Annotated in this window: 10 protein-coding genes and 2 tRNA genes; all 12 read left to right on the top strand. The window is 50.1% G+C overall.

Translation table 11 applies throughout. The features are described from left to right. On the top strand, window positions 1–2,063 hold a 2,063-nt coding region (grdC, locus tag ACLTD4_RS31020; RefSeq protein WP_412331837.1), incomplete at its 5' end, for a glycine/sarcosine/betaine reductase complex component C subunit beta. A 65-nt stretch (window positions 2,064–2,128) separates the two neighbouring features. Then, window positions 2,129–2,222 (top strand) — tRNA-Sec (locus ACLTD4_RS31025). A 54-nt stretch (window positions 2,223–2,276) separates the two neighbouring features. Then, a tRNA-Sec gene (locus ACLTD4_RS31030) sits at window positions 2,277–2,370 on the top strand. Between the two features lie 36 nt (window positions 2,371–2,406). Then, window positions 2,407–3,816 carry an L-seryl-tRNA(Sec) selenium transferase gene (gene selA, locus ACLTD4_RS31035; RefSeq protein ID WP_278837079.1) on the top strand — a complete coding sequence of 470 codons (1,410 nt, stop codon included), beginning with the start codon at window positions 2,407–2,409 and terminating at the stop codon, window positions 3,814–3,816. After that, on the top strand, window positions 3,813–5,717 hold the full coding sequence (gene selB / locus ACLTD4_RS31040; protein ID WP_278837077.1) for a selenocysteine-specific translation elongation factor: 1,905 nt from the start codon (window positions 3,813–3,815) through the stop codon (window positions 5,715–5,717). The genes selA and selB overlap by 4 nt, the downstream gene beginning before the upstream one ends. 35 nt (window positions 5,718–5,752) lie before the next feature. After that, entirely contained in the window at window positions 5,753–6,790 is a 1,038-nt protein-coding gene (gene selD, locus ACLTD4_RS31045; protein ID WP_412330022.1) for a selenide, water dikinase SelD, read from the top strand. Window positions 6,791–6,810: 20 nt separating this feature from the next. Next, window positions 6,811–7,866 carry a YedE family putative selenium transporter gene (yedE, locus tag ACLTD4_RS31050; protein WP_278837075.1) on the top strand — a complete coding sequence of 352 codons (1,056 nt, stop codon included), beginning with the start codon at window positions 6,811–6,813 and terminating at the stop codon, window positions 7,864–7,866. 22 nt (window positions 7,867–7,888) lie between these two features. Next, on the top strand, window positions 7,889–8,461 hold the full coding sequence (locus tag ACLTD4_RS31055) for a DUF3841 domain-containing protein (protein ID WP_278837074.1): 573 nt from the start codon (window positions 7,889–7,891) through the stop codon (window positions 8,459–8,461). Beyond that, the gene (locus ACLTD4_RS31060; protein WP_278837072.1) at window positions 8,454–9,032 is read left to right on the top strand and encodes a DUF3841 domain-containing protein; all 579 of its coding nucleotides are present in this window, start codon (window positions 8,454–8,456) and stop codon (window positions 9,030–9,032) included. The genes ACLTD4_RS31055 and ACLTD4_RS31060 overlap by 8 nt, the downstream gene beginning before the upstream one ends. Then, entirely contained in the window at window positions 9,029–9,235 is a 207-nt protein-coding gene (locus tag ACLTD4_RS31065) for a sulfurtransferase TusA family protein (RefSeq protein WP_278837070.1), read from the top strand. The genes ACLTD4_RS31060 and ACLTD4_RS31065 overlap by 4 nt, the downstream gene beginning before the upstream one ends. A gap of 22 nt (window positions 9,236–9,257) precedes the next feature. Continuing rightward, entirely contained in the window at window positions 9,258–10,139 is an 882-nt protein-coding gene (locus ACLTD4_RS31070) for a sulfide/dihydroorotate dehydrogenase-like FAD/NAD-binding protein (protein ID WP_278837069.1), read from the top strand. Window positions 10,140–10,154: 15 nt separating this feature from the next. Then, the coding region (locus ACLTD4_RS31075) for an NAD(P)-binding protein (RefSeq protein ID WP_412331838.1) at window positions 10,155–10,678 on the top strand (524 nt) is incomplete at its 3' end.

The raw sequence follows: 10,678 nt of genomic DNA on the forward strand, positions 1-10,678 counted from the left end.
TGGTAGAAGAGGAGCATGCGGAAGGACTGTATCAGGACGGACGGTTGGTTGGTATTGTCAAGAAGGCCCATGATGTGGATATCAACTTATCTGCTCATGTCATGCTGGAAAATCTGGTATCCAAAGCCTCCAGTGTCCTTGCCCTCCTCCATCTGCTTCGGGTGACCGGGGTAGATGCGGATGAAATCCAGTATGTCATTGACTGCAGTGAGGAAGCCTGCGGCGATATGAACCAGCGCGGCGGAGGAAACTTTGCCAAGGCGGCAGCCGAGACAGCCGGTTTATCGGAGGCAACCGGCTGTGATGTCAGAGGATTCTGTGCCGGTCCGGCCCACGCACTTCTGGATGCGGCGTCATTAGTAAAGGCAGGAACCTTTAAGTATGTGGCAGTAACAGCCGGCGGCTGTACCGCGAAGCTGGGAATGAACGGCAAGGACCATGTGAAAAAAGGTCTTCCGATTCTGGAAGATATGATAGCCGGATTTGCCGCCTTAATCAGCTTGGACGATGGGGAGAGCCCCCAGATCCGAACCGACATCGTGGGACGTCATACGGTGGGGACCGGTTCCTCCCCTCAGGCAGTCATCGGCTCCCTGGTCATGAATCCCCTTGACGAGGCAGGCTTAAGACTCCAGGATATTGACCGGTTTGCGCCGGAGATGCAGAATCCGGATATCACAAAGCCAGCGGGTGCAGGGGATGTGCCGGAAGCCAACTACAAGATGATTGCAGCCCTTGGGGTAAAACGCGGGGAGTTGGAGCGTTCTGAGATTTCGGATTTTGTGAAATTACACGGAATGACCGGCTGGGCTCCGACCCAGGGACATATCCCCTCCGGCGTGCCATACTTAGGAATGTGCCGGGAAGAAATCCTCCGCGGTGATATTGAGAGAGCGATGATTATCGGAAAAGGAAGTTTGTTCCTTGGCCGTATGACGAATCTGTTTGACGGAGTATCCTTTGTAATCCAGGCAAACCATCCGGAAGCAGCGGCTGTTCCTTCAGGCACACCGCTAAAACAGGAAAAAGAATTCGTGATTGGTATTGCAGCCGAAGATACGGAATACGGGAAGGAAAATGTCCTGGAGGCAATGAAGCTTGCTAAGGCAAAGGGATATTCCTGTGTGCTTGTGGAAGGGGAAGACAGCCATAAAAAGATGGAATCCATGTTAAAGAGTGGAGAGATTGACGGGGCTGTCACCATGCATTACCCATTCCCAATCGGCGTATCAACGGTTGGCCGCGTCCCGACTCCCGGAAAAGGAAAGGAAATCTATATGGCCTCCACCACCGGTACTTCCGATACGGACCGCGTCTGCAGCCTTGTAAAAAATACCGTGTGTGGAATCATTGCCGCCAAGGCCGCCGGGGTGGAGGAGCCTACTGTGGGAATCCTTAACATTGACGGTGCAAGGCAGGCGGAGAAGGCATTGGTACAGCTTAAAGAACAGGGATTTGATTTTAAGCTTGCCATGTCCTCCAGGAAAAATGACGAGAATATCATGCGTGGAAATGACTTATTGATGGGTTCCGCCGATGTGATGGTCATGGATTCCCTGACAGGAAACCTGATGATGAAGGTATTCTCGGCTTCCGGTACAGGCGGAAGCTATGAAGCAGTCGGCTCCGGGTATGGACCTGGAATCGGTGAGAATTATGATAAACTGATCATGATTGTCTCCAGAGCCAGCGGCGCTCCGGTCATTGCAGGGGCAGTGGAATATGCGAACCAGCTGTTGAAAAACGGATGGCAGCAGATTGCCAGGGCCGAATTTAAAAAAGCCAATAAGGCAGGGCTGAAGGCAATCCTTGAAAGCTGTAAATCTTCCGGAAAAAGTTCCGATGGGAAGAAAGAAGCCGTAAAAGCGCCTCAGGCGGAAGTTGTGACAGCACAGATTGCCGGGATTGAAGTCATGGACTTAGATGATGCCGTAGCTGTATTATGGCAGGCCGGCATTTATGCAGAGTCCGGCATGGGCTGTACCGGTCCGATCGTGCTGGTGAATGATGGAAAGCTGGAGCAGGCAAGGGAGTTACTCTCAAAAGCCGGATATATCAGCTGAGAAGCTTTTTTGTAAGAAACAAAACCCCGGAGCCATCTCTTGATTAAGAGGCTCCGGAGTATCTTGGGAGCAGATAGGTAGCTGGTGTGCCTCCCGGTCTTCAAAACCGGTGTGGAGGGTTAGAAGCCCCCCGGGTGGGTTCGATTCCCACCTCTCCCGTTCCCGCTGATAAAAAGAGCGGAGGGATTTTTGCGTATGGTTTTATCTATATTGGGGAGCAGATAGGTAGCTGGTGTGCCTCCCGGTCTTCAAAACCGGTGTGGGGGGTTAGAAGCCTCCCGGGTGGGTTCGATTCCCACCTCTCCCGTTTCTGGTAAATAATGTTCAGGAGGAGTGCAGGAAGATGGACAGACAGGAAGTGTTGAAACAGATACCCAAAGTGGATGAACTGTTAAAGGATGAGCGGTTAGCGGAACTGGAAAAGGAAGTGGCGAGAAGGCTGATTGTGGAGGCTGTCAGGGAGGAACTGGATTCCCTGAGGGCTTATGTAAAATCAGCAGACGCAGGAGAATTAAAGTTCTGCCCGGAGGGGCTGATGGAGCGGATTCTTGGACGTGTGGAAAAGAAGCGTGCATTCCATCTTGTGAAAGCGGTCAATGCAACCGGTGTCGTGCTTCATACAAACCTTGGGAGGGCCAGGCTGTCCGGGGCGGCCTGCGAACATGTCTTAAGGACGGCCATGAACTATTCCAATCTGGAGTATGACTTGGAAAAGGGCAGCCGTGGCTCCCGGCATGACCATGTGGAACGGATCATATGTAAAATTACCGGTGCAGAGGCGGCTATGGTTGTAAATAACAACGCAGCCGCTACAATTTTATGTCTTTCCTCCATTGCCTCCGGTAAGGAGGTGGTGGTTTCCAGAGGGGAACTGGTGGAAATCGGAGGCTCCTTCCGGGTGACGGAAATCATGGAACAGAGCGGCGCCGTGCTGCGGGAGACCGGAACAACCAATAAGACAAATCCGCAGGATTATGAGCGGGCAATCGTCCCGGAGCAGACGGCGGCCCTGATGAAAGTACATACCAGTAATTTCAGAATCGTAGGGTTTACAGAGGAGGTTTCCCTGGAGTCCATGGCTGAGCTGGGAAGGAAATACAATCTTCCCGTTATTTATGATATGGGGAATGGGCTGATGATTGATTTGAAAGCTTACGGGATTGATGAGCCTACCGTGGCAGATGCCCTGAAATCCGGTGTGGATGTCCTGATGTTCAGCGGGGATAAACTGTTGGGAGGACCCCAGGGCGGTATCATCATTGGAAAAAAGAAGTGGATAGACCAGATGAAGGCACATCCCCTGGCAAGGGCATTCCGGGTAGACAAGATGACCCTTGCTGCTATGGAAAGTACATTTTTCGAATATCTTGATGAAAAACGGGCCGTTGAACAGATTCCTACACTGCATATGCTTACATTAAGCCGTGAGGAGCTGCGGGCACGGGCGGAAGGGCTTAAAAATGCGCTGACATCCGTAACGACCGGTTTTCAAATCAACACAGAAGAATGTGAGGAGCAGGTTGGAGGCGGGGCAGCCCCTCTTGCCAGGCTGAAGGGCTATGGAATCTCTGTTTACAGCGAGCGGTTCCGGGCAGAGGATATGGGGAGGGCGCTCAGGGGTGGCCCGGTACCCATTATTGTCCGGGTATTCCAGGACCGGGTCCATTTAGATATGAGGACCATATGGAACGATGAGGAAGCATTGATTGTGCAGGCGTTTGCAGAACTGGAAAAAGGTGATGGAAGAAGATGAGGAATATCATAGTCGGGACTGCAGGACATGTGGACCATGGAAAGACATGCCTGATTAAGGCATTGACGGGAGTCAATACAGACCGGTTGAAGGAAGAACAGAAACGCGGAATTACCATTGAGCTGGGGTTTGCCCAGCTGGAACATGAGGAGGGACTCCGCATTGGGATTATAGACGTGCCGGGACATGAGAAATTCGTAAAAAACATGCTGGCAGGGATTGGGGGGATTGACCTGGTGCTGCTGGTAGTGGCAGCCGATGAGGGAATCATGCCCCAGACCAGGGAGCATTTTTCCATACTGAAACTGTTAAGGATACAGAAAGGGATTGTGGTAATCACAAAATCCGATCTGGTTGATGCAGAGTGGATGGAACTGGTGAAAGAGGATGTCGGTGAAATGGTGGCGGACACGTTCTTGGAGGGAGCGCCTGTCATCGAAGTATCCTCTTATACAGGGCAGAACATAGAGAAGCTGAAGGATTTGATTGTGGAAATGGCAGGCGATGGACTGACCGGAAAAAACCAGGAGGTACCTTTCCGCCTTCCGGTTGACCGTGTCTTCTCCATGAGCGGTTTCGGAACGGTAGCAACAGGCACACTGATGGAGGGGAGCTGCAGGGTTGGAGATGAGATACAGTTATATCCTACAGAAACCACGGTCAAAATCCGTGGGCTGCAGACCCATGGTGAAACTACGGAGGAAGCTGCGGCAGGGCAGAGGACAGCCATTAACTTAGCCAATATAAAGAAAGAGGATATTGAAAGAGGAATGGTCCTGGCAGAAAAAGGATCCATGTACTGTACCAGGGCACTGGATGTAACCCTGGAAATCCTGGAAGAAAGCCCGAGGCTGTTGAAGAACCGGAGCAAGGTCCATGTCAGCATCGGTTCGGCGGAAAAAATAGCAAAGGTGGTACTGGCCGATAAAGAAGAATTGGAGCCGGGAGAGACCGGTTATGCACAGCTGCGTTTTATGGAGGAAGTGGCTGTTAAGAGAGGGGACCGTTTCATCATCCGCTTCTACTCACCGGTTGAGACCATCGGAGGAGGGCAGGTGCTGGATGGATGTCCGGCGGTCCGGAGAAGAAAGGGCGGGGAATTTTTAAAAGCTTGTGCCAGGAAAGCGATGGAGCTTCCAGAAGATGCGGCAGTCCAGATGATTTTAGAAGCGGGACCGAAATTCATGACCCGAAAAGAACTGGAACTTCGTATGGGCCAGACATCTTGCGTCCTGTCAGGACTGTTGAAAAGGGTGTTGGAAGAAAAGCGTATCATTGAAATCGCTAAGGATACCTATATGCACCGGGACTTTGCTGATTCTGCCGTGAAAGTGTCGGATGATATCCTGATGGAATTCCATAAAACAAATCCGATTCTTCCGGGAATCGGAAAAGAAGAGATGAGAAGCAGGCTGTCTGCAGCACTCCGTCTGACCGAGGGGGCTGCGGACAGTATATGCAGATATCTGGTGCGGGAATCTCATATGAAGGAAAGCAGTAACCTGTTTTTGGCCCCGGGACATCAGGTGCAGTATTCCGATGAACAGAAAGTGCTGAAGCAGGAACTGGAGGATAAGTTTCTGGCAGACGCATTCGGAATGCTGTCCATGGAAGAAATCATGAATTCATACAAAAATAAGAAACTTGTAAAACAGATGGTGGAGGAACTGGCGGGTGAAGGCATGCTTGTAAAGCTGAAGTATCCGTATTATATCCATCACGGCTGTTGGATTAAAGCATTGAAGGCATTACAGGAATACAAGGAAAAACAGGAGGAGATTATCCTGGGGGAATTCCGCGACAGGCTTATGGTTTCCAGGAAATATGCAGTGATAATCCTGGAAAACTTTGATGATAAAAAACTGACCAGAAAAAATGGTGACAGCAGGATATGCCTGTAAATCATGTCAGAAAGGGGGGAAAAGAAATGGCTGGAATGAAAGATGTAAAACTGACAAAGCTTGCTAAGAACGCGGGCTGAGCGGCAAAATTAGGTCCTGAGACCCTTGCCCAGGTTCTGGGTAAGCTGCCAAGTTTTTATGATGAAAACCTGCTTGTGGGAGTGGAAACTTCAGATGATGCTGCTATCTACAGGATAACAGATGAAATTGCAATGATTCAGACCGTGGATTTCTTTACTCCGATTGTGGATGATCCATTTTTATTCGGACAGATTGCAGCAGCCAATTCATTAAGTGATATCTATGCCATGGGAGGAATTCCGAAACTGGCCTTAAACGTGGTCGGATTTCCAAACTGTCTGGATCCGGGAATCCTGGGGGATATCCTGGCGGGAGGCGCCAGTAAGGTGAAAGAGGCTGGGGCCGTCCTTGCCGGAGGCCATTCCGTCCAGGATGAGGAACCCAAATATGGGCTCTGCGTGACCGGTTTTGTGCATCCGGAGAAAATCTGGAAAAATTATGGAGCCATACCGGGTGATGTACTCATTTTAACAAAGCCGTTAGGGAATGGAATCATCAATACGGCTTTGAAAGCGGAGGTGGCGTCAGCAGGCGCGGTTGCTGCGGCGCAGGAAGCAATGGTCCAGCTTAACAGTAAGGCCAGGATGATTCTGGAGCGCTATCCGGTGCATGCATGCACGGATGTGACGGGGTTTGGTCTGATGGGACATGGCGTGGAGATGGCGGAAGGAAGCCAGGTTTCATTAATCATTGACGCCGGACAGATACAGTATCTGCCGGATGCCCTGGAATATGCACAGATGGGACTGGTTCCCGCAGGAGCTTATAAAAACCGTAACTATTTTGGTAAAAAAGTAGACTTGAACGGCTGTAAAGAGGCTTATGCAGATATCATGTTTGACCCTCAGACTTCCGGGGGACTGCTGGTCAGTGTTGCCAGGGAATCGGCGTTTCGGATTCTGAAAGAGTTCGAACAGGAAGGTATGAGCGGATATGTCTCTGCTGTGGGATATGTGTCAGCAGAGGAAGACAGGAGCATCATTATAATATAAAAAGAATAGGGGATACAGTTATGAAAGAGTTAAGTACAAGAACGAAATTGGCTGCAGCGGGACTTGCCGCAGGTGTAATCGCGGTCATCCTGGCAATGACAGGAAATCCGGCTAATATGGCAATCTGTGTTGCCTGCTTTATCCGGGACACGGCAGGAGCCATGAAGTTCCATACTGCCGCGGTGGTCCAGTATGCAAGACCTGAGATTGTGGGAATTATCATAGGAGCGTTTCTTATATCCATTATGACAAAGGAATACCGTTCCTCGGCCGGTTCATCGCCTATGATCCGTTTCCTTCTGGGGATGGCAATCATGATTGGGTCCTTAATTTTTCTCGGCTGTCCGCTTCGTATGGTCATCCGCATGTCTGCAGGTGATTTGAATGCGTATGTGGCGCTGATTGGCTTCACGCTGGGAGTAGCCAGTGGAACGGCTGCTTTAAAGAAAGGCTTTAGCCTTGGACGTGCATATGAAACAAAGGCGGTCAGCGGTATGGTGCTTCCGGCAGTCATGGCAGTCATATTGATTCTTTCTGTCGGAACGGGTTTGTTTGCAGTCAGTGAAAAAGGTCCGGGAAGCATGCATGCACCGGTCCTGATTGCACTTGGCGGCGGTCTGGTATTTGGCGCGCTGGCCCAGAAGTCCCGTATGTGCTTTGCCGGCAGTATCCGGGATGTCATCCTGATGAAAAACTTTGACCTGCTTTCCGTCATCGGCGGCCTGTTCGTGGTCATGCTGGTTTATAATCTGATAAGCGGTAACTTCAACCTGTCATTTGCCGGGCAGCCGGTTGCACATGCTGAACATTTCTGGAATGCGGCCGGGATGTATGTGGTAGGATTCGCAGCAGTGCTGGCAGGCGGCTGTCCTTTAAGGCAGCTGGTCCTGGCCGGACAGGGTTCCTCTGATGCGGCAGTGACATTTCTTGGACTATTTGTCGGCGCGGCTCTATGCCATAACTTTGGGCTGGCGGCCAGCGGGGATGGAACCACCCTGAATGGACGGATCGCGTGCATTATTTGTATCATTGTCGTTTTCGGTATTGCAGTGGCTGGATGCCGTAAGAAAAATTAGCCATTGTACAGGGAGGATTTTTATGGGGAATGTGACCGTCTGGACAAGGCAGGTCCCGGAAGTGCTGAAAGAATTGATGGAGACGGGATATTACTGTGTAAAGGAAGAGTATATCAGGAAGAAAAATGATACCATTGCGGATTATTATCTGAAACTGTACCGGTGGTATACAACAGAAAGCCGCCGCTATCTTTCGATACCTCAGGACCTGCAGTTTCCAATCTGGTTTTCGCTTTCTGATGAATTTATGCTGCAAAAATCTCCGGGAAACGTGATATTCAAAATGGAGGTGCCGGAGGAGAAACTCCTGAAGATTGATATCAAGAGATGGGAATACCGGGGGAATGCCATGTATGTGCCGGTTGATGATGAAGACCGGTGCCGGTTCAACACAGAGTTGGAACGTTATGGAATCAGTGATGAGACGGCGCTGACAGAACCGGGCAAAGGGAACTTTTACCCGCTGCTTCGGCGTGAAATCATACAAAGCTGGGAACGGGTATTTACCATGCCGCCCGCGGCCAATCAAACAGGGTATGCAACTGCGTGGGAACTGAAGCGGGAATGGCTTCAGGAGGTAATCGCCGATGAGTAAAGAAAATCAGGTAACTGTTTGGAGCGGACAGAAGCAGGTTGTCATGGATACCCTGAAACGGACAGGCCGCTATGTCTCAAAGAGGGAATACGTGGAGCAGAAATATAGGGACACGGCGTGGTGTTTTAAGCAGGCGTATCAATTCCTTGTGGAGAAAGGCAGGGAGAGAGTCCCTATGCCGGAAGGCGCGGAGTATCCCATCTGGGTATACGGACAGAAGCACCATATCTTTCCGGATTATGATATGACCTGCCTGAAGCTTGAGGTGCCTGAAGCGGAGCTGTTACTATTTGATACCCGCAAATGGAACAAAATACTGAATCTTGATTACCTTAGCCTGGACCAGAATGATGAAACGGAGTTTGGGCAATGGCTGGAACGGCGAGGTGTCAGCCACTGCCTGGATATTTTTAGAACCCCTCATTATCCCATTGAAAAGAAAAAAATCATGGAAAGCTGGAGCAGGTTATTCGATGATAATAACAAGGATGCTTCCTATGTGCAGGGTATGGTATGGGAAATCAAGAGGGAATGGATCTGTGAAGAGTATAAATATGGAGGCGCAAAATGAGAGAACTGGATGCAAGAGGACTGGCATGTCCGGAACCTGTTTTACTGGTAATGAATGAATTGAAAAATGAAGAGTTCCCATTCCGTGTGCTGGTAAGTGAACCACATCAAAAGGATAATGTTGTAAAACTGGTTACAAACAGGGGACTGAAAGCCAGGGCACAGGCAAGCGGTTCAGAGTTTGAGATTTACGTAGAAAAATAACAGATATAGGAGTGGACAGAATATGTATAGAATCAGAAGGGCGGATCAACTGGCGGATAAAATATTCCTGATGGATGTGGAAGCTCCGCGTGTGGCAAAGAACTGTGAACCTGGTGAGTTCGTCATTGTAAAGATAGATGAAAAGGGAGAACGTATCCCACTGACAATCTGTGACTACGACAGGGCAGAAGGAACGGTCACCATTGTCTTCCAGATTGTGGGGGCTTCTACGGAGCGGATGTCCCATTTAAAGACCGGCGATGAATTCCAGGATTTGGTCGGCCCGCTGGGCCAAGCCTCTGAGTTTGTTAAGGAAGATTTGGCGGAATTGAAAAAGAGAAAATACCTGTTTGTAGCAGGCGGCGTTGGTACTGCACCGGTCTATCCACAGGTGAAATGGCTGAAAGAACACGGTATAGAAGCAGATGTCATTGTAGGAGCCAAGAGCCACGACCTTCTGATATTGGAAAATGAGATGAAAGCTGTATCCGGAAATCTGTATATTACCACAGATGACGGCTCCTATGTCCGCAAGGGGATGGTTACCGACGTAATCGTAGATTTGGTAGTCAGTCAGGGAAAGCAATATGATGTCTGTGTGGCAATCGGACCGATGATTATGATGAAATTCGTCTGTAAACTAACAAAGGAACTTGAAATTCCGACCATTGTCAGTATGAATCCCGTAATGGTAGACGGAACAGGAATGTGCGGAGCCTGCCGTCTGACTGTAGGGGACGAAGTGAAATTTGCCTGTGTGGATGGACCGGAGTTTGACGGGCATCTGGTGAATTTTGATGAGGCAATGAAGCGGCAGCAGCTTTATAAAACGGAGGAGGGGCGCGCAATGCTGAAAGCAGCGGAAGGCGATACCCATCACGGCGGCTGTGGAAACTGCAATTAATCGGGAGGAACAGACATGGATATGTTAAAAAAAGTACCGGTCCGCGAACAGGACCCGAAGGTAAGGGCAGCAAATTTTAAGGAAGTCTGCCTGGGATATGATATGGAAGATGCGATGGACGAAGCATCCAGATGTCTGAAATGTAAAAATGCAAAATGTATGACCGGCTGCTCGGTATCCATTGATATTCCTGGATTTATTAAGGAAGTGGAGGAAGGGGATTTCGAGGAAGCGGCAAAGATCATCGCAAGATCATCTGCTCTTCCGGCAGTTTGCGGCCGTGTATGTCCACAGGAAAGCCAGTGCGAAGGCGTCTGTATCCGCGGTATCAAGGGGGAACCGGTTTCCATCGGGAAGCTGGAACGCTTTGTGGCGGATTGGTCCAGGGAGCATGGTTTTGTGCCGGAGGCCCCGGCAGTAAAGAACGGAAAAAAAGTTGCCGTGATTGGTTCCGGCCCTGCCGGTCTCACCTGTGCGGGAGATTTGGCAAAGCTGGGATATGATGTGACAATTTTTGAGGCACTGCATGAGCCTGGAGG

The organism is Hungatella sp. (assembly GCF_046966825.1).

Coding starts and splice junctions, on each gene's coding strand:
- ACLTD4_RS31070 (WP_278837069.1), top strand. CDS start 9,258: ATGTATAGAATCAGAAGGGCGGATCAACTGGCGGATAAAATATTCCTG.
- ACLTD4_RS31065 (WP_278837070.1), top strand. CDS start 9,029: ATGAGAGAACTGGATGCAAGAGGACTGGCATGTCCGGAACCTGTTTTA.
- selB (WP_278837077.1), top strand. CDS start 3,813: ATGAGGAATATCATAGTCGGGACTGCAGGACATGTGGACCATGGAAAG.
- yedE (WP_278837075.1), top strand. CDS start 6,811: ATGAAAGAGTTAAGTACAAGAACGAAATTGGCTGCAGCGGGACTTGCC.
- selA (WP_278837079.1), top strand. CDS start 2,407: ATGGACAGACAGGAAGTGTTGAAACAGATACCCAAAGTGGATGAACTG.
- ACLTD4_RS31055 (WP_278837074.1), top strand. CDS start 7,889: ATGGGGAATGTGACCGTCTGGACAAGGCAGGTCCCGGAAGTGCTGAAA.
- ACLTD4_RS31060 (WP_278837072.1), top strand. CDS start 8,454: ATGAGTAAAGAAAATCAGGTAACTGTTTGGAGCGGACAGAAGCAGGTT.